The organism is Brevibacterium sp. 50QC2O2 (assembly GCF_024580675.1).
Lineage (GTDB): Bacteria > Actinomycetota > Actinomycetes > Actinomycetales > Brevibacteriaceae > Brevibacterium > Brevibacterium moorei.
Window position 1 is genome coordinate 75,100 of sequence record NZ_JANIJZ010000006.1, and the last position, 18,619, is coordinate 93,718.

At 67.7% G+C, this 18,619-nt stretch carries 16 protein-coding genes; 15 read left to right on the forward strand and 1 reads right to left on the reverse strand.

Annotated elements, in window-relative coordinates; translation table 11 throughout:
- Position 1 precedes the first annotated feature (1 nt).
- The gene (locus tag NQ038_RS06745; RefSeq protein ID WP_257046575.1) at positions 2-958 is read right to left on the reverse strand and encodes a MoxR family ATPase; all 957 of its coding nucleotides are present in this window, start codon (positions 956-958) and stop codon (positions 2-4) included.
- Positions 959-1,275: 317 nt separating this feature from the next.
- Between NQ038_RS06745 and mraZ the strand changes: the two genes are divergently transcribed.
- The 15 genes from mraZ to NQ038_RS06820 all read left to right on the forward strand — a co-directional run bounded on the left by mraZ (position 1,276) and on the right by NQ038_RS06820 (position 18,566).
- Complete coding sequence (gene mraZ / locus NQ038_RS06750) at positions 1,276-1,707, forward strand: division/cell wall cluster transcriptional repressor MraZ (protein ID WP_257046574.1); 432 nt, start codon at positions 1,276-1,278, stop codon at positions 1,705-1,707.
- A gap of 187 nt (positions 1,708-1,894) precedes the next feature.
- Complete coding sequence (gene rsmH / locus NQ038_RS06755) at positions 1,895-2,878, forward strand: 16S rRNA (cytosine(1402)-N(4))-methyltransferase RsmH (protein ID WP_257046573.1); 984 nt, start codon at positions 1,895-1,897, stop codon at positions 2,876-2,878.
- On the forward strand, positions 2,875-3,396 hold the full coding sequence (locus tag NQ038_RS06760; RefSeq protein ID WP_257062171.1) for a hypothetical protein: 522 nt from the start codon (positions 2,875-2,877) through the stop codon (positions 3,394-3,396). The genes rsmH and NQ038_RS06760 overlap by 4 nt, the downstream gene beginning before the upstream one ends.
- A gap of 30 nt (positions 3,397-3,426) precedes the next feature.
- Positions 3,427-5,493, forward strand: coding sequence for a penicillin-binding protein 2 (locus NQ038_RS06765; protein ID WP_257062172.1), 2,067 nt, complete (start codon positions 3,427-3,429; stop codon positions 5,491-5,493).
- 3 nt (positions 5,494-5,496) lie between these two features.
- The gene (locus NQ038_RS06770) at positions 5,497-7,038 is read left to right on the forward strand and encodes a UDP-N-acetylmuramoyl-L-alanyl-D-glutamate--2,6-diaminopimelate ligase (RefSeq protein WP_257062173.1); all 1,542 of its coding nucleotides are present in this window, start codon (positions 5,497-5,499) and stop codon (positions 7,036-7,038) included.
- Between the two features lies 1 nt (position 7,039).
- The gene (gene murF / locus NQ038_RS06775; protein ID WP_257062174.1) at positions 7,040-8,488 is read left to right on the forward strand and encodes a UDP-N-acetylmuramoyl-tripeptide--D-alanyl-D-alanine ligase; all 1,449 of its coding nucleotides are present in this window, start codon (positions 7,040-7,042) and stop codon (positions 8,486-8,488) included.
- A complete protein-coding gene (gene mraY, locus NQ038_RS06780) occupies positions 8,485-9,579 on the forward strand; it encodes a phospho-N-acetylmuramoyl-pentapeptide-transferase (RefSeq protein WP_257046568.1) in 1,095 nt (364 codons plus the stop codon). The genes murF and mraY overlap by 4 nt, the downstream gene beginning before the upstream one ends.
- Positions 9,569-11,131, forward strand: a complete 1,563-nt coding sequence (gene murD / locus NQ038_RS06785) for a UDP-N-acetylmuramoyl-L-alanine--D-glutamate ligase (protein WP_257062175.1) — start codon at positions 9,569-9,571, stop codon at positions 11,129-11,131. Before mraY ends, murD begins: the two co-directional genes overlap by 11 nt.
- 3 nt (positions 11,132-11,134) lie before the next feature.
- Positions 11,135-12,415, forward strand: a complete 1,281-nt coding sequence (locus tag NQ038_RS06790; RefSeq protein WP_257046566.1) for a putative peptidoglycan glycosyltransferase FtsW — start codon at positions 11,135-11,137, stop codon at positions 12,413-12,415.
- Between the two features lie 10 nt (positions 12,416-12,425).
- Positions 12,426-13,541, forward strand: a complete 1,116-nt coding sequence (locus NQ038_RS06795) for a glycosyltransferase (RefSeq protein WP_257046565.1) — start codon at positions 12,426-12,428, stop codon at positions 13,539-13,541.
- Positions 13,538-15,004: a UDP-N-acetylmuramate--L-alanine ligase gene (gene murC / locus NQ038_RS06800; RefSeq protein WP_257046564.1), complete on the forward strand. Its 1,467-nt coding sequence runs from the start codon at positions 13,538-13,540 to the stop codon at positions 15,002-15,004. The genes NQ038_RS06795 and murC overlap by 4 nt, the downstream gene beginning before the upstream one ends.
- A 5-nt stretch (positions 15,005-15,009) precedes the next feature.
- Positions 15,010-15,819: a hypothetical protein gene (locus tag NQ038_RS06805; protein WP_257062179.1), complete on the forward strand. Its 810-nt coding sequence runs from the start codon at positions 15,010-15,012 to the stop codon at positions 15,817-15,819.
- Between the two features lie 208 nt (positions 15,820-16,027).
- Positions 16,028-17,182, forward strand: coding sequence for a cell division protein FtsZ (gene ftsZ / locus NQ038_RS06810; RefSeq protein ID WP_257046562.1), 1,155 nt, complete (start codon positions 16,028-16,030; stop codon positions 17,180-17,182).
- A gap of 9 nt (positions 17,183-17,191) precedes the next feature.
- Positions 17,192-17,950 carry a peptidoglycan editing factor PgeF gene (pgeF, locus tag NQ038_RS06815; RefSeq protein WP_257062180.1) on the forward strand — a complete coding sequence of 253 codons (759 nt, stop codon included), beginning with the start codon at positions 17,192-17,194 and terminating at the stop codon, positions 17,948-17,950.
- 121 nt (positions 17,951-18,071) lie between these two features.
- Entirely contained in the window at positions 18,072-18,566 is a 495-nt protein-coding gene (locus NQ038_RS06820) for a cell division protein SepF (protein WP_257062181.1), read from the forward strand.
- The last annotated feature ends 53 nt before the right edge of the window (positions 18,567-18,619 follow it).

An 18,619-nucleotide genomic window follows, 5' to 3' on the forward strand; every position in this document is an offset into this window, starting at 1 on the left:
CTCAGCCCTCGACGGGAACGGTCGCGACCAGGTGCGAGACGAATTCCGAGGCGGCCCTGGCGTCTCGACTGCGCATCACCAGGCGGTGCGCCAACACCGGCTCGGCCAGGGACTGTACATCGTCGGGGGTGACGAAGTCGCGGCCGGCCAACACCGCATGGGCCTGGGCCGCATGGAGGAGCTGTTGGCCGGCCCGCGGTGATGCGCCCAGCAGGACGTCCCCGCCGCGCCGAGTGGCCGCCAGCAGGGAAACGACGTAGCCGCGCAGTGCCGGGGAGGTGTGGAGCAGACGCACCGCCTCACGGGCGGCGACCAGGTCGTCGAGCGCTGCCACTGGAGCCAGTGAGTCGAGCGCGCGGTGGGCGCTGCCCCCGCCCAACATCTCGACTTCCTCCTGGGCATCCGGATATCCCATCGAGGTGCGGATCATGAAACGGTCGCGCTGTGCCTCCGGCAGGGCGTAGGTGCCCTCCATATCGATCGGATTCTGGGTGGCGACGACCATGAAGGGGTCGGGCATCAGGTAGGTCGTGCCGTCGATCGAGGCCTGGCCCTCCGCCATGCACTCGAGCATTGCGGACTGCGTCTTGGGCGAGGCCCGGTTGATCTCGTCGGCGATGACGATATTGGAGAACACCGCTCCTGGTCGGAACTCGAAGTGCCGGGTCTCCTGATTGAAAAGATTGACGCCCAGGACGTCCGAGGGCAGCAGGTCGGGGGTGAACTGGATCCGCCTGACGGTTCCACCGACCGATCGGCCCAGGGCCTTGGCGACCAGGGTCTTGCCCACGCCGGGCACATCCTCAAGGAGCAGGTGTCCTCCCGCGAACAGGGCGATGACGCTCAGTGTCACCGCCCTGTCCTTGCCGGTGACGACTTGGGCCATTCTGGTCCGGATACCGCGGGCCAGGTCTGTCAGCCCCGCGGTGTCGACGGTGGTGTTGGGATCAGCGCTCATGAGCCCGATCCTCCCATATCGGCCTGGGGAAGTGCCTGGACGCTGCCGGAGGCCCGATCCCACGGCCCTCCTCCACTTTCCACCAAAGTGGTGCCCCACCGGCTCGGTCCTGCCGCGCAAGAGGGCCGGAAGAGCCCTGAGAATACACGATCTGCAGTGCGCGGCGCGCGGGCGGTCCACCGGCCACCACCTCGTCTGACCTGGGGAGATGATGCATAACACGCCCGCCTGAGGGTGAATCGGGGGGATCGTGGTGGAAAGTGGAGTAGAGTGGAGCCGATCGGAGCGACAGGGAGTTCCGAGAGGGGTGAGACGGCATGTTCTTGGGTACGCATATGCAGCGGCTCGACGACAAGGGCCGGCTCATTCTGCCCGCCAAGTTCCGCAGGGAGCTGGCGGACGGGCTGGTCATCACCCGTGGGCAGGAACGCTGTCTCACACTGTTCTCCGCGGGGGAGTTCGAGTCCGTCCACCAGAGAATGCGGCAGGCTCCGATGACCAGTAAGGAGGCACGTGATTACCTGCGTGTGTTTCTATCCGGTGCAGCGGCAGAACAGCTGGACAAGCAGGGCCGGTTCACGGTTCCGCAGATCCTGCGCAGGTATGCGTCGCTCGGCCGCGATATCGCGGTGATCGGGGTGGGCGATCACGCCGAGATCTGGGATGCGCCCACCTGGGAGGCCTACCTGGCCTCTTCGGAGGACGGCTTCGCGGACAGAACAGACGAGGTGATACCCGGCGTCTTCTGAGGTTGCTGGATCCAGATCCTTGCCCGCCCGCAGGGTTTTGGGGTACTTCCCCGGTCCCAAAGCCCACGGTGGTCCTGACTCACTTCCCCGGTGGCAGGCCCGACCGAACGGGCGGTCAAGGTTCTGGACGCAGCAGCACCGGTGTACGCCGGTTGGAAGACGATACGAGGTTATGGAAGGGAACGGAATGACCGATGACGCCGCCTACCCGCATGTCCCCGTCCTCCTGGACCGCTGTGTGGAGCTTCTCACGGTGGGCATCGATGCGGTCCGCGCGACCGGCTCGGTGCCCTGCGTGCTCGACCTGACCCTGGGCATGGGGGGACACAGCGAGGGAATCCTCGCCTCAGCCCCGGACGTCCGGGTCATCGGCATCGACCGTGACGAACACGCGATCGCCATCGCGTCCCGCCGCCTGGCCGGGTTCGAAGACCGCTTCACGGCCGTCCACGCCGATGACGATGAACTGCCTGCGGTCCTGGAATCCCTGGGGGTCGGCGCCCTGGCCGGCGCCCTGTTCGATCTGGGTGTGTCCTCTCTGCAGCTCGACGACGACGAACGCGGGTTCTCCTATGCCCGCGATACCGCACTGGACATGCGAATGGACAGGACCAACCCGCTGACCGCGGCGGAGGTCCTCAACACCTACCCCGAGGCCGAGCTGCGGCGGATCCTGCGCGAATACGGCGAGGAGCGCCAGGCGGCGCGCATCGCGCGGGTGGTCGTCGCGGACCGGGTCCAGCGGCCCTGGACGTCGACTGCGCAACTGGCGGAGATGCTCACCCGGGTCATCCCCGAACCGGCTGGCAAGCGCAAGCGCTCTCATCCCGCGAAGCGGACCTTCCAGGCCCTGCGCATCGAGGTCAACGATGAGCTGGGCATCCTTGAGCGCGCTCTGCCCGCGGCCCTCGATGCGTTGGCGATCGGCGGAGTCGCGGTGGTGGAGTCCTATCAGTCACTCGAGGACACGATCGTCAAACGGGTCTTCCGCGCCGGGACCACGACACAGGCGCCTCCGGACCTGCCGGTCGTCCCGGAATCGATGAAACCGTGGCTTGAGGAGATCGTGCGCGGTGCGCAGAAGGCCGACACCGCCGAAATCGAAGCCAATCCTCGAGCAGCGAGCGTGCGGCTGCGCGCAGTGGCCAAGACCGCGGAGCGTCGTTCATGAGCCAGGCGACGCAGACCCGGAGACGAACCGAGGGACCCCATGCGCCACGGCTGCGGCTGATAGTCCCGCAGATCGCCCGGCGCCGGGTGCCCACCCCATTCATCGTGGTGGCGATTCTGCTGCTGGGCCTGTTTGGCTCCCTTGTGGCCAATATCTACATCGCCCATACGAGTTTCAAGGCCGAGGAACTGCAGAAGACGAACACCCGTCTGGTGGAAGACCGCAACCGGCTCTCGGAGGACATCTCGTATCGGTCGAGCCCGCAGAACATCGAACGCGCGGCCAAAGCACAGGGCCTGGTCCGCGATGTCAATCCACGCTATCTGTACCTGTCCACCGGTGAAGTCGAACAGAACCCGGTCGTCCCGCCGGTGGCGGACAGGACCACCAAAGTCCAGGGTCCCAGAGCTGACACCCGCGAGGACGTCAGACCCAATCTGCGATCGAATGACCGGCTTCCCGCGGTCGGCACAGACGATTCGGATCTGCCGGCTCCGGCGATCCGGAATCCACGATGAACGACGACGGTAACGAGGGGGACCCAAGGGATGGCTCCACAGTCCCGGAACCCGGGCAACCGGTCCGATAGGTCGCGCGGTGGGCGCGCGAGCGCTCAGCGGCCAAAGGCCGGATCCGATCGACAGCGGACCGGCCAGGCCGGTGATGCACGGAGTGCTCGGCAGACGTCGACCGGCGCCGCGGGCACACCATCGCGTGCGACTTCCCGCGGCCGGGGTGCACCATCCAAACAGCGGCCCTCGGGTTCGAAGGCCGCCGGACGCAAAGCACCGGCGCAGCAGGCCCCCAAACGTCCTGCGGGCCCGCGGCGTCCCGCCCCGGTACGCGCGCCCGCGGATCCGCGGCGCCGCGTGCTGTGGATCCTGATCGCGGTGCTGTGCATTCTGGCGCTGCTGACGTGGAAGCTCTTCACCATCCAGGGGATGGACACGGCCGCCCTGGCACAGAAGGCGCTGGCCAGCCGGCTGTCCGTCAAACCCATCCCGGCCCATCGCGGCGTGATTCTGGGATCCGACGGGCGGGTGCTGGCCGACAACGCCGACCGGTACCGGCTGGTGGCCGACCAGGTCAACGTCAAGGGGTACGAGAAGAAGAACCGCGATGCCAAGGGCAAGGTCGTCTCGACCGAGCCCCTGGGCGCCTGGGGTGCTGCCAAGGCGTTGGCGGGCCCCCTCCAGACCGATGCCGGCATTCTGTACAAGCGGCTCGACGGTGACAGGCGCTGGTCGCCTATCGCCGACGGGCTGACCTCCGAGGTGTGGAACAGGATCGACGCGCTGCACATCCCCGGGTTGACGGTCGAACAGTATTCGGTGCGGACCTATCCCGATGGCGCTCTGGCGGGCAACATCGTGGGATTCGTCGGTTCCGATGGCGCGCCCCTGGCCGGGCTGGAGCTGCAGTACCGCGATATGCTCGCCGGCGTGGACGGCGAGCAGCGCTATGAGCGCGGCCGCTCCGGCGACGAGATCCCGCTGGGGGAGAACCAGAACGTCCCGGCCGTCGACGGCACCGGGGTGCGGACCACCCTCAACCTGCCCATCCAGTACTACGCGCAGAAGGCGATCGCCCAGGCGGTCAAGGAACGCCAGGCCGAATGGGGCACCGTGACGATGTTCGAGGCGAAGACGGGCCGGATCATAGCCGCGGCGGAGGCGCCGAGCGTGGATCCGAACAATCCGGGCAGGGTAGGGTCCGACGATCGTGGCTCGCGGATCTTCAACGCCTCGTTCGAACCGGGTTCCACCGCCAAGATGGTTACCGCGGCGGCTCTGCTCGAAGAGGGCAAGGTCACTCCGGAGACCCGGTTCACCGTGCCGTACAAGTGGAAGGCCCCCAACGACGAGGAGTTCAAGGATTCGCATGAGCACAAGACCGAGAAACTGACGTTCGCGGGCATCATGATGGACTCTTCGAACACCGGAACCGTGATGGCCGGTCAGCAGCTGAGCGAGCAGCAGCGCTACGACTATCTGCACCGCTTCGGGTTCGGGACGAAGAGCGCGCTGGCCTTCCCGGGTCAGGCCTCGGGCATTCTGCGCAAGCCGTCCGCCTGGGACGGCCGCACCAAGTACACTGTGTTGTTCGGTCAGGGCGTGGCGAGTACCTCGCTGCAGAACGCCGAGGTGATCGCGACGATCGCCAATGGGGGCAAGAAAATGGTTCCGCAGCTGGTCAGCGGCACGGTCGACGACGACGGAAAGGTCACCGAGATCGCACCGAAGGTGGAATCCCAGGTGATCAGCGAGAAGTCCGCCGACTCGCTCATGCGGATCCTCGAGTCGGTGGTTGCCGACGGCACCGGCGAGGCCGGCAAGATTCCGGGCTACCGGGTGGCCGGGAAGACGGGTACGGCCCAGGCGCCGACCGAGGACGGTTCCGGCTACAAGGGCTATACGGCCAGCTTCGCCGGAGCCGTGCCGGCGGAGGACCCGCAACTGGCGGTATCGGTGACACTGCAGCGGCCCAAGAAGGGCTACTACGGCGGAACCGCCGCCGCTCCGGTATTCTCGGACGTCGCGGGCTATGCCCTGCGTCAGCTGGGGGTACCCCCGTCGACGAGCAAACCCGAACTGCCCAAGAGGAAGTGGAAATAGCACATGCGCTTAAGCGAACTGCCGCTCGGCCCGGCCGAGGTGCGCGGGCCGGACACGGTCGATGTCACCGGGGTGTCCCTGGACTCGCGCAGTGTGGCCCCGGGGTGGATGTACGCGGCCCTGCCCGGCGCGAACGTCCACGGTGCGGTCTTCGTCGCCGATCTCTTCACCGCGGGGGTGCGCTGCATCCTCACCGATTCCGCCGGGCTGGACATCATCGAGGCGGCCGGGGAGGTCCCCGCCGATGCCACCATCGTGTGCGTGGGGGATCCCCGGGCACGCCTGGGGGCGATCGCCGCGGCGGTCTACGGCACCGAACCAGGACGACCGACCCTGCTGGGCGTCACCGGGACCAATGGCAAGACCACGACGACGTTCCTGCTCGAGGCCCTGCTCGCCGCCATCGACGGACCGCGCACCACCGGGGTCATCGGGACCGTCGCCACCCGTATCGCAGGGGATTCCGTGCCCGCTGTGCGGACCACTCCGGAAGCTCCCGATCTGCACCGGCTGTTCGCCGACATGCGCAGCGCCGGTGTGCGCACCTGTGCGATGGAGGTCTCCTCCCACGCCCTGGTGCAGCACCGGGTCGACGGGGCGCACTTCGCAGTAGCAGGATTCACCAATCTGACTCAGGACCACCTCGACTTCCACAAGACGATGGAAGCCTACTTCGAGGCAAAGGCGCAGCTGTTCACCCCGGAATTCGCCGACCGCGGAGTGATCTACCTGGCCGACGCCTGGGCTCAGCGTCTGGCGGACACCGCGCCGATCCCGCTGCTCACGGTCTCGGCGGACCCGGGAGACGCCCCCGATGTACTGCTGGTGGCCGGGACGGCGGGCCGGTTCGAACTCCACGGTGCGCCGTTCGAGCCAATCGGCGGGGTCCTGGCGGCACACAGCCCGCTGCCGGGGGACTTCAACACCGCGAACACCGCGCTGGCCCTGACGATGCTGGCCGCCGGCGGATGGCCGGTGGAGGAGTTGGCCCGGGTCGCTCCCACGTTCACCGCAACGGTCCCCGGCCGGATGGAGGTCATCCGGCAGCGCGGCCCGCTGGCCGTCGTCGACTACTCCCATACCCCCGATGCCCTGGTCAAGGCGCTCTCGGGTCTGCGGGCGGATCATCCGGAGGGCCCCCTGGTCATCGTGTGCGGTGCGGGCGGAGCGCGCGACCAGGGCAAGCGGCCCAAAATGGGTGCCGCAGCCGCACAATATGCGGATGTGGTGATCATCACCGATGACAATCCCCGCACGGAGGACCCCTCCGAGATCCGTGGCGCGGTTCGCGCCGGTGCCGAGGACTACGTGGCGTGCCACCCGGCGCGCACCGTTGAAATCCGCGAGATCGCGGACCGCCGGGCCGCCATCCTAGCCGGGGTGGAGGCAGCCGGAACCGCCGGAGCACTGCTGGTGGCGGGCAAGGGGCATGAGACCGGCCAAGAGGTCAACGGAGTGAAACATCACTTCGACGACCGTGAAGAGACCCGCAAGGCGCTGCCCAAGGCGAACTTGGGTACCGAACCGAGTATTGTTTTGAAGTGATATGAAGGAATTTTCTGCGCTCGAAATAGCAACCGCCATCGGCGGCCAACTGCACGCGATCGCCGGCTCGACCCCGCTGTCGGGCGGCGTCGTGACCGACTCGCGCGAGGTGACCCCCGGAGACATCTACGTGGCCCGCAAGGGGGAGAACGTCGACGGGATCGAATTCGCGCCCGCGGCCCGGACCGCCGGGGCGGCGCTCATCATCGCCGAGGCGATCCCCAGCGTCGACGGCGAGATCCTGCCCAGCATCGTCGTATCCGACGCCACCGAGGCGTTGGGCCGGCTGGCCGGGTACAACGTCACGGCGCTGCGGGAGGCCGGGGAGCTGACCGTCGTGGCGATCACCGGCAGCGCCGGCAAGACGACGGTCAAGGACTTGGTCGGTGACCTGCTCAGCGCACAGGGTGAGACGATCTGGCCGCCGAACTCCTTCAACAACGAGGTCGGGGTGCCGCTGACCGCGCTGCGCGCCACGCTCGATACGCGCTTCCTGGTCCTCGAGATGGGTGCCCGGTCGATCGGCAACCTCGCCTATCTGACCTCGTTGATCCGGCCCGATATCGCCGTGGAACTCAATGTGGGTTCGGCCCATGCCGGGGTCTTCGGCTCGATCGAGAACACGGCGCGGGCCAAGAGTGAACTCGTCGCCTCGCTGATCGCGGGTGGAACGGCCGTGCTCAATGCCGACGACCAGCGGGTCGCCGCCATGACCTCGGTGCTGGCCGAAGGGGTGGAGACCGCCTGGTTCTCCACCTCGGGGGTGACGGATAAGACCCCGTTGATTTGGGCGGAGGACGTCACCACCCACGCTTCGGGGCGCACCAGCTTCACCCTGCACCTACCGCAGGAGGAGCCCGCCGCGGTCGAATTGGCACTGTTGGGCTCCCACCACGTCGCCAATGCCCTGGCCGCCGCGAGTGTGGCGTGGCTGTGCGGCGTTGGCGCGCGGACCATCGTGTCCACCCTGTCCACCTCGGGCGCCGCCAGCCGCTGGCGGATGGAGCTCGTCGACAACCCCAACGGTGTCACGGTCCTCAACGACGCCTACAACGCGAACCCCGAATCCATGCGCGCGGCGTTGAAGACGCTGGCCGCGATGGGCAGGGGGGATGAGGACAACCCACCGCGGCGCACCATCGCGGTGCTCGGCGAAATGCTCGAGCTCGGTGACGAGTCGCGTCAAGCGCACTCGGACATCGGCGAGCTCGTCGTCCGGCTCAACATCTCGAAGACCATCGCCGTCGGCGATGGGGCCAAGCCGATCTACCAGTCGGCCAACCTCGAGGGCTCCTGGGGCTCGGAGGCAGCATGGGTTCCCACCGTCACGGAGGCCAGGGAAATGCTCCAGCACGAACTCAAGGCGGGGGACATCGTCTTGTTCAAATCATCGCGTGACGCCGGACTGCGCTTCCTCGGCGATGAGATCTCGGGGGTGTCCGGCGCATGATCGCCGTAGTCGTGGCCAGCGTTCTGGCCTTCCTCTTCACGATCTTCGGGACCCCGGCGTTCATCCGGGTGCTCGTCAAACGCGGCTACGGTCAGTTCGTCCGCGATGACGGTCCCAAGACCCACCTGGTCAAGCGCGGCACCCCGACCATGGGTGGGGTGGTGATCATCGCCTCGGCCGTGGTCGCCTACTTCCTGGCGCACCTCGTGACCATGTCCGCGCCCACGCCCTCGGGCATGTTGGTGCTGTGGCTGGCAGTCGGCCTGGCCGGCGTCGGCTTCCTCGACGACTACAAGAAGATCGCGAAGAAGAACTCCCTGGGCCTGAGTCCGAAGGCGAAGATCGCGGGGCAGGGCTTCGTCGGCATCACCTTCGCCATCGGTGCGCTGCTGTTCCCGAACGAATACGGCCGCACCCCCGCCTCGTCGGCCATCTCCTTCGTTCGCGATCTACCGATCGACCTGGCCTTCACCGGTGCGGCGATCGTGACCTTCATCCTGTTCATCCTGTGGGCCAACCTCATCGTCACGGCGGTGTCCAATGCCGTGAACCTGACCGATGGGCTCGACGGCCTGGCAGCCGGTTCGGCCGTCGTCGTCTTCCTGGGCTATGTCGTGATCAGTCTGTGGCAGTCGGTGAAGAACTGCGACCTGATGAGCCACGCCGAGGCCGGCTGCTACATCGTGCGCGATCCTCGCGACTTGGCGATGGTCGGTGCGGTCATGGCCGCCTCGTGCATCGGCTTCCTGTGGTGGAATGCCGCCCCGGCGAAGATCTTCATGGGCGATACCGGTTCCCTGGCCATCGGCGGTGCGATTGCGGGGCTGGCGGTCATGAGCCGCACCGAGATCCTGCTTGTCGTGATGGGCGGCCTGTTCGTCATCATCACCCTGTCGGTCATGCTCCAGGTCGGATCATACAAGCTCACGGGCAAACGGATCTTCCGGATGGCACCCCTGCAGCACCATTTCGAGCTCAAGGGCTGGGCCGAGGTGACGATCGTGATCCGCTTCTGGATCATCGCCGCCTGCTTCGTGGTGCTGGCCGTCGGGCTGTTCTACGCGGATTGGCTGGCTCGTTATGGCCGTTGAGCTGTTACCCGCGGGGGCGACTCCGGTGCCCTACCCCCTGGCCGAGCGGATCCCGGAGATCCTGGTGGGCCCGGATTCCGATCTCGACGGTCTGCGCGTCGTCGTCACGGGGCTTGGCGTGTCGGGGTATCCGATGGCCGTTCACCTGGCGGAACGCGGCGCCCGCGTGATCGTCGTCGACGGCGACACCCAACGCGATCTGAGTGAGCACATCCGGATCCTGGAGGTCTTCGACGTCGATATCCGGCGCGGTGTCGAGCACACGCGGACTCTGCCGGACTTCGACGGGCTCCCGCCTCAGCTGGTCTGCACCTCCCCGGGGTGGCGGCCCGATCAGCCGCTGTTGCTGGCGGCGCGCGCCGCCGGTGTCCCCGTGATCGGCGAGGTCGAGCTGGCCTGGCGGGTGCGCGGTGCGAACCAGGCGCCGTGGCTGGTCGTCACCGGCACCAATGGCAAGACCACGACCACGAGCCTGCTGGCCGCGATGCTGACCGCCGGGGGCTGCGAGGCCCGGGCCTGTGGCAATATCGGGGCGCCCCTGCTCGAAGCGGTCCTCGACCCGACCGCCGAGGTCCTGGCGATCGAACTCTCGAGCTTCCAACTGCACTGGGAACACTCCATGTGCGCGCATTCGGCGGTGGTGCTCAATCTTGCCGAGGACCACCTCGACTGGCACGGTGGCCTGGCCGCCTACGGCGCCGATAAGGCCAAGGTCTATGCCAATGTGGGCCACACCGCCGTCTACAACACCGCCGATCCGGCCACCCTGCACATGGTCGAGCAGGCCGAGGTGCTGCCCGGTGCCAGGGCGGTGGGCTTCACCGTCGGGGCACCCCTGGTCGGCCAGATAGGTCTGATCGAGGACATCCTCGTCGACCGGGCATTCACCCCGCACCGCTATTCGGCCGCAGCCGAGCTGGCAACGCTCGACGACGTGTCGGTGGCCCTCGGGGTCCCGGCCGACCATCTGGCACCGCACCATGTGGCCAATGTAGCGGCCGCCGCCGCATTGGCCCGCTCGTTCGGCGTCGAGCCCGCGGCCGTACGCGCCGGCCTGCTGGCCCACCATCCGGGGGACCACCGTGGCACCGTTGTGGGTACCGTCGACGGTGTGGCATTCATCGATGACTCGAAGGCGACCAATCCGCACGCGGCGGCCGCCGACCTCGCTGCGCGCGAGCGTCTGGTGTGGGTCGCCGGGGGACTGGCCAAGGGCGCGGACATGCACGACCTGGTGGCCGAGCACGCGGCCAGGCTGGCCGGCGTGGTGCTGATCGGCCGCGATCCGGCGCCCTTCGCCTCGGCCCTGGCCGAGAACGCACCCCGGGTCCCGGTCGTGCGCATCGATCCGGCGTCCCTGCCGGCGGATCCCGCGGATCCGGCCGCCAGGGGAACAGAGGTGATGCGCGCCGCCGTGCGCGCGGGCGCACAACTGGCAGGGCCCGGAATCCCCGTCGTGCTGGCGCCGGCGGCGGCGAGTATGGACCAGTTCCTGAACTATGCGACCCGCGGCGACCTGTTCGCCGCAGCCGTGCGGGACCTGGAGGACTGAGCGGTGGCCTCCGGCACCCGTACTACGGCCCGGGGCACCGGTTCGGATTCGGCCCTGCGCCGTTTTATGAACCGGGCCCGGGTCGTCCTCGACCTGCCCCTGGCCACGTATTACATCCTGTTGCTCTCCGTGGTGACGCTGACCGGCTTGGGCCTGGTGATGGTGCTCTCGGCTTCGTCGATCAGCTTCTACGATGGCCGGGAGATCTCCTCGTTCTCCCTGTTCTTCAAACAGGCGGGATTCGCAGCAGGCGGCTTCGCGCTGCTCTTCCTCGCCTCCCGCCTGCCCAGCCGCTTCTTCTCCGCCGCAGCGCCCATTCTGCTGGTGGCCGCACTGGCCTTCCAGGCCCTACCGCTGATCCCAGCGCTGGGAGCCAGCGTGGGCGGAAACACCGGTTGGATCCGGATCGGCCCGCTGCAGGCGCAGCCCGTCGAGATCTCGAAACTCGCCATGGCCCTGTTCCTCGGACACTTCATGGCCGATCCCAAACGCGATTTCTACCGCTTCGGCCATGTGCTCCCGGGATTTGCCGCGCTGGCTGCGATGGTGGCCATCGTCTTGGCCGGAAAGGACCTTGGGTCCTGCATGATCCTGCTCGCGGTGATCCTGGCGACCCTGTTCGTCGGCGGTCTGCCCTGGCGCTGGCTGACCTCGCTGGTGAGCATCGCAGGGGTCCTGGTCGCCGTGTACGTCGTCGCCAACGACAACCGGCTGGGCCGGATCGAAGCCCTGTTCGCGCGGGGTTCGGGCGCCACCGACGCCGATTCGCAGTTCAGCCAGCACTGGCAGACCGACCACGGTCTCTACGCCCTGGCCTCCGGTGGCTGGTTCGGCACGGGTCTGGGCGGCAGCAGGGAGAAGTGGTCGTGGCTGCCAGAGGCGCACAACGACTTCATCTTCGCGATCATCGGCGAGGAGCTGGGTTTCTTCGGCTCCCTCATCGTGCTCCTGCTGTTCGCCCTGCTGGCCTATGGCTGCGTGAGACTGATCCTGCGCTCAACCGATCGCTTCGTCCAGGCCGCCACCGGTGGCATCTTCATGTGGTTCCTGGGACAGGCGGCGGTCAACCTGCTGGTCGTCACCGGTGTACTGCCCGTCATCGGCGTGCCACTGCCCTTCGTGTCATATGGCGGGTCCTCCCTCATCTCCACCCTGTTGGCCAGCGGTATCCTGCTGTCCTTCGCCCGCGCGGAACCCGGCGCAGCCGATGCGCTGCGCGCCCAGGGCACGCGCCTGCGTGCCTCCCTGTCGTTCTTCGCCCGTACCCCAGCCAGAAAGAAGTGATCTGACAATCGTGGTCTCAGTCCTGTTCGCCGGTGGCGGCACCACCGGCCATATCTCGCCCATGCTCGCAATAGCCAGGGAGCTGGTGCGGCGTGTGCCCAACGCCTCCGTGACCATGCTCGGCACCCCGGAGGGTTTGGAGACCCGCCTGGTCCCGCAGGCCGGATTCCCGCTGGAGACCATCGAGAAGGTACCCGCCCCGCGCAAGCTCGGCGGTGCTGCGCTGCGCTTCCCGAAGCGCTTCAGCCACGCTGTGAAATCGGTCATCGGCATCATCGATGCGAACGATGTCGACGTGGTCGTCGGTGTGGGCGGCTACGTCGCCACACCCGCCTATCTGGCCGCCCGCAAACGTCACCTGCCGATCGTCATCCACGAGGCCAACGCGGTTCCCGGAATGGCCAACAAACTGGGGGCGAAGTTGACGGATTCGGCCAATATCGGCTTCACCTTCCCCGGCACACCCCTGGCCGGGCACGCCGTCGGCATGCCGATGCGCCCGGAGATCGAGGCCGCCGACAGGCATGAGTCGGCGGCCGTGGCAGAGGCCCGTACCCGCCTGGGCCTGCGTCCCGACCTGCCCACCGTCGTCATCACGGGCGGGTCCCTGGGAGCGGCGGCCATCAACGAGGCATGCGCTGCGGCCCACGCGTCCTTCACCGCAGCCGGGCTGCAGGTCCTGCACGTGACGGGAGCCGGCAAGGGCGAAGCGGTGCGCGCCGCGGCCGCCGGCGACCCCGCCTACCATGTCGTGGACTATGTCGATGGAATGGAGAACGCCTACTTGGCGGCCTCATTGATCGTGTGTAGATCCGGCGCGGGAACAGTGGCCGAGGTCACCACCGTCGGACTGCCCGCCGTCTACGTACCGCTGCCAATCGGCAACGGCGAGCAGGCGAAGAACGCCGCCGGACCGGTGGCAGCGGGCGGGGCGAGGCTGATCGACAACAGTGCCTTCAACGAGGATTTCGTCCGTGACGCAGTGGTGCCCCTGGCAGCCGATTCCGCCGCCCTGGCAGGGATGGAGGCCGCACTGGCGGCCATGGACTTCCCACGGCACGCGGACCGTGCCATGGTCGCGACCATCGCCCGTACCGCGGGCCTGACACTCGAAGGAGACGCATGAACCATGCACTCGACGTCGATCAGAATCAGGGGCCGGTGATTCCGGCCGAAGACCTGGGCCGGGTGCACTTCATCGGAATCGGCGGGGCCGGCATGTCCGGCATCGCCCGGGTCATGCTCGACCGCGGCATCACCGTCTCCGGCTCTGACGCTAAGGACTCATCCGTTGTCGCCGCTCTGCGCGCGCAGGGGGCGACCGTCTACATCGGCCATGCCGCCGAGCACATCGCCGGCGCGGACACAGTCGTCGTGTCCACGGCCATCCGCGAGTCGAACCCGGAGCTGGCGGCAGCCCGTGCCGCGGGTATCCGGGTCGTCCACCGGTCCCGGGCCCTGGCCGGTCTGATGGTGGGCAGGCGGGCCGTCGCGATCGCAGGGACGCACGGCAAGACCACCACGACCTCGATGACCACGGTGGCCCTGCAGTCGGCAGGGGCGGACCCGTCCTTCGTCATCGGCGGTGTGCTCAGCGCGACCGGGACGAACGCGCACGCCGGCTCGGGCGATGTGTTCGTGGCAGAAGCCGACGAATCCGACGGCTCGTTCCTGCTCTACGACCCGGTGATCGGGGTGATCACGAACGCCGAACCAGATCACCTGGACTTCTACGGCAGTTGGGAGAGGGTACGGGCGGCGTTCGTGGAGTTCTCCGCCAACGTCACGGCCGATTCCGGGGTGCTCATCGCCTGCGCCGACGATCCCGGCGCGGCCGGGATCGCAGAGGCCGCGGCCGCGGCCGGCGGCCGGGTCGTCACCTACGGACAGTCCGAGCACGCCTCGGCCCGGGTGGTCGAGCTGAGTCACGATGCGCAGGGCGCTACTTTCTCGGTGGCCTACGGCGGGCGGGTTCTCGGGCCCGTCTCCCTGGGCCAGCCGGGTCTGCACAATGTGCTCAACGCGACGGCGGCGCTCCTCGTGGCAGTCGAACTGGGGCTCGATGACGAACGCGCAGAAGCCGGCCTGATGGGCTTCTCGGGGACCCGACGGCGATTCGATCTGCGGGGAACCGCGAACGGCGTACGGGTTTTCGACGACTACGCCCACCACCCGACCGAACTGACCGCGGTATTGCGGGCGGCCAGGGAGATCGTCGCCGAGGACCGGCAAGTGCACGTGATCTTCCAGCCCCACCTGTTCAGCCGGACACGGGCCTTCAAACACGAGTTCGGCCAGGCCCTGGGCCTGGCCGACGATGTGGCGGTACTCGACGTCTATCCCGCACGTGAGGATCCGATCCCCGGGGTGACCGGTGACCTCATCGCCGCCGAGGTCCCCCTGCCGGAGGACAAGGTGGCCTTTCTGCCGGCTTTCCGCGACGCCGTTCCCTATATGGCCGGCAGGGTCCGTCCCGGGGACATCGTCATCACCGCCGGGGCCGGTGATGTCACCATGCTGGGGCCCGAGCTGTTGGTGGCACTGGGCACGGGCGAGTCGGTACCGAGCCGGGCCGCGACGGAGTCCTGACGCCGATGGGCCAGGGCAATGAGACTGCCGATCTCACCGAGGTCATCGCCACCCGCAGGGCCAGGCGGGCCCGTCCGTGGTGGATTACGGGCACAGTGCTCGTCGTCGTGCTCGGCTGCGGTCTGCTGGGCTGGTTCACCCCGGCGCTGGCGCTGCAGTCGGTCACGGTCACGGGCGCCAGTCTGACGGACGCGGGGGCGGTCGAGCAGGCGGTACTCCAGGACCATCGGGGAACGCCGTTGCCGCGCCTGCGCCTGGGCGCAATATCCGCGCAGCTGCACGAGCGGTTTCCCAAAACGTCCGAAGTGCGCCTGCGCTGGTCGGGCCCGCGCAGTCTGACGGTCGTCATCGTCGACCGGCAGCCCGCGCTGGCCGTGGCCCAGGGCAAACGGTGGCAGCGCTTCGACGAGTCCGGCAACGCCATCGACACGGTGAACCGGAAACCGGAACTGCCGCTCCTGCAGGCCGAGGGCACGGCGCCGGCGGAGAGCGTGCGCTCGGCCGTCGAACTCATAACCGGCCTGGACGACGCGGCGGCGCAGCGGGTGCGCACGATCCGTACGGATCGCTCGGGCACTCTATCGATCGTCTACGCCGCGACGGGGGAGGAACTGGCAGACCGCAGCACCTCGGCCACCGCGTCCGCCGCGCCTTCGGCCACACAGACCCAGCGGGCCCAGCCCGGGCGAGATGTCACGATCGTATTCGGGACCTCCGCGGATGTGCAGCGGAAGTTCCGCATCGCCCGCGCCCTCCTGCCAACGGGGGCGCAGCGGATCGACGTGAGCCTGCCCGAGAGACCAGTGACCGGCTGAACCCGCGGCATCCAGCCTCCGGGCGCGTCGGCGGCGGCGGGCGCGACGTTATAACCTGGGGCGGAAACGATTAAAGCGCCGCGACACTCCGGGCAGGTTCTTGCACCGGTGCGTCGGACACAATAACGTCATGGCAAAGGCCGTATCCCGGACGTCCCGCCCGTTGAACAGGTCTGCCGGACACTAGAGCATCGAAAGAGGAACCGACTTGGCTGAATTCCCGCAATCCGGAGCCGACATCAAGGTCGCCGGTACCGGCGGCGGTGGTGTGAACGCGGTCCAGCGCATGATCGAGGTCGGTCTGCGTGGAGTCGAGTTCATCGCCATCAACACCGATGCCCAGGCGTTGCTGCTATCGGAAGCTGACACCAAACTGGAGATCGGCCGCGATCTGACCCGCGGTCTGGGCGCCGGTGCCGACCCGGAGATCGGCCGGAAGGCCGCCGAGGACTCCGAAGACGCGATCAAGGAAGCGCTCGATGGTGCGGATATGGTCTTCGTCACCGCCGGTGAGGGCGGTGGTACCGGGACCGGTGCGGCCCCGGTGGTCGCCAGGATCGCGAAGTCCCTGGGCGCGCTGACGATCGGCGTGGTGACGCGACCGTTCACCTTCGAGGGCCGGCGCCGGTCGGCGCAGGCGGAATCGGGTATCGCCGCGCTGCGCGAAGAAGTCGATACCCTCATCGTCATCCCCAACGACCGTCTGTTGTCGATCTCGGATCGCAATGTCACGGTAATGGAGGCGTTCCAGTCCGCCGACGAGGTCCTGCGCTCCGGTGTCCAGGGCATCACCGATCTGATCTCCACCCCCGGGATGATCAACCTGGACTTCGCCGATGTGAAGTCCGTGATGCAGGGCGCCGGTACCGCGTTGATGGGCATCGGTTCCGCAGTCGGCGACGACCGGGCGGTGCAGGCCGCGGAGTCCGCGATCGCATCGCCTCTGCTGGAGGCCAGCATCGAGGGTGCGCACGGGGTGCTGTTGTCGATCCAGGGTGGACCGGATCTGGGTCTGTTCGAGGTCAACGAGGCCGCTCGCCTGGTGCAGGAGGCCGCCCACCCGGAGGCCAATATCATCTTCGGTACGGTCATCGACCCGAACCTCGGCGACGAATGCCGGATCACGGTGATCGCAGCCGGCTTCGACAACAACGACAACACCATCAAATCGGTCCCGGCCGAACCCGCGGTTTCGACACCGGCGCCCGAGCCCAAGCAGTCCGCCGACACCGGGGCCGAACAGATCGCCCCTGTGACTCCGCTGCCGCAGCGCCAGCCTGCCGATGTGCCGGTCGAATTGCCGGAGGAACAGCGTACCTACAACGGGCGCGACGACATCGACGTGCCCGACTTCCTCAAGTAGGAACGCGCGATGCTCGGTGGCAGGTTCGTGATTCCGGGGCGGTCGGTGGACGCACATGTGGCGTTCACCGACCGCCGCGGCGGTTTCAGCGAGGGCCCCTATAGCAGCTTCAACCTGGCCCGGCACGTCGGAGACGTCGATTCGGCTGTGACGGCCAATCGGGCGGCTCTGGGGTCCGTGCTGGGGCTGCAGGCGGATCGGCTGAGCTTTACCTCACAGGTTCACGGCACCCGGGTGCACACGGTGGAGCTCGACTCGCCAAGTGCCTCGGTGCCGGCCACGGTGGTCGAGGCCGACGCCCAGGTCACCGGTGAGGAACGGGTGGGCCTGGTCGTGATGGTCGCCGACTGCACCCCGGTGGTCCTGGCCGATCCCGACGCAGGCCTGGTGGCCGTAGCACATGCGGGACGGCGGGGCATGGCGGACGGAGTGGTCGGAGCGGTCCTCGAGGCCATGGAGCGCCGTGGCGCCACCCGGGTCTCGGCCATCGTCGGTCCGTCGATTTGTGGACGCTGCTACGAGGTGCCCGACGAGCTGCGTCATGAGGTCGCCGCGCTCCATCCCGTGGCCGGGGCCATCACCTGGTCGGGCACCCCCGCACTCGATGTCTCCGCAGGAGTGGTCTCCCAGCTGGCGGACCGCGGGGTGCGCATCGTCCATTGGGACCGCAGCTGCACCTTCGAGGACCCGGATCTGTTCTCGTACCGCAGGGATGGCGCCACCGGCCGATTCGCCGGAATCGGCTGGCTGGCACCCCACCCGGATTGAGTCCGCGGTTGGCACACCTTGCGACACGCCTACGGATTACCGGGGCGTGTCGTTTGCATTGGGATAGTTTCGTAGGTGACAGCAGGGGGCCGAAGGGCCCGGTGGAGATCAGGAGAAAGCTATGTCTGCCTTCAAGAAGATCGGCAACTACTTCGGATTCGGTGAAGAGGGGTATGAGCAGGATGACGCCTACACTCCACGCGACCGCGACTACGATGAGCCGGCTTACGAATCGGGACCGCCGGAGGACGAACTGATGGACGAACCCCAGATCGATGCGGCGGTCACCCCGATTCGCGCCTCGATGCGACCCGTGGAGACGACACCCGTGGAACCCGTACACCGGATTCAGACCATTCATCCCCGCAGCTACAACGACGCCGTTGCCATCGGCGAGGCCTTCCGCGCGGGGATCCCCGTGATCATCAACCTCAGCGCCATGGATGATGTGAACTCCAAGCGCCTTGTCGACTTCGCGGCCGGACTGACCTTCGGCCTGCACGGCAATCTCGAGAAGGTGACGACCGCAGTGTTCCTTCTCACGCCCGAGGACTACGAGGTGGCCAACGGTACGGAGCCCGAACGGGAGCAGAAGGGTTTCTTCAACCAGAGCTGAGAGTTTCGTCTCCACCGCTGACCGACCGGCAGGCTACCATGGGGTGGTCTGCC